Source organism: Aminobacter sp. P4_D5 (genome assembly GCF_056401815.1).
The window spans coordinates 1-891 of record NZ_JBFUIP010000492.1 but is presented as its reverse complement, the minus strand read 5'-3'; the positions used below and the strand labels follow the sequence as shown (position 1 = coordinate 891).

The window sequence follows — 891 nt, the reverse complement described above, 5'->3', positions numbered from 1 at the left end:
TTCTGGACCTATTCCTGCATCAACTGCCGCAGGACGGTTCCCTACCTGAACCGCTGGCAGGCCGAATACGGCCCGCTCGGCCTGCAGGTCATCGGCATCCACACGCCGGAGTTCGGCTTCGAGCGCATGCGCCACAATGTCGAGGACGCCGTGCGGGAGTTCAGCATCCGCTACCCCGTCGGCCAGGACAACGGCTTCCGCACCTGGCGCGCCTGGAGCAATCAGGCCTGGCCGGCCTTCCATCTCATCGACCGGGATGGCCAGATCGTCCTTCTCCGCGAGGGCGAAGGCTACGCTCGCGAGCTGGAGGGTGCAATTCGCGGGCTGCTGGGCCTGACCGGCCCCTTCGGGCGGYCGGGCGACGATCCGGACCTGTCGCGGATCCGCACGCCCGAAATGTATTTCGGCGCGCAGCACCCCACCCCGCAGGACCGTGCCCAATCGCCCCGCCAGGGTGAGGCCGCTTATGCCTTTCCATCCGGTGGTGGCCCCCGGCTGAGCCAGTACCAGCTCGACGGAACATGGCTGCGCGAGGGCGAGGGGTTGCAGCTCCGCTCGGACCGGGGCGGCCTGCGCCTGCGCTTTTCCGCGGCGAAGCTGCATCTGGTGGCCGAAGCGCCCCAAGGTGCCAGGCTGCGCGTCACGGTGGATGGCCGCCCGGCGCAGGTCATCGAGGTTCAGCGTCCCACGCTCTACACGCTCCTCGACGGCGAAACCTATGGCGAGCACCTCGTCACGATCGAGGCGGAGGCGCCGGGCCTGTCTCTCTTCAGCATGACCTTCGGTTGATCCGCATGTCCCGTGCTTCCGCGAGATGGACCCTCGTCGGCGTGGCTTGCCTGATCGCCGGCGGGCCGGTCCTGGCGGCCATGTCGCCGGACGGTCCGGAGC

1 pseudogene is annotated in these 891 nt (G+C 68.9%); it reads left to right on the top strand.

Annotated features, from left to right (window positions below):
• Positions 1-789, top strand: a pseudogene (locus AC1DWF_RS32985) (hypothetical protein); the annotation flags it as partial.
• Positions 790-891: the final 102 nt, after the last annotated feature.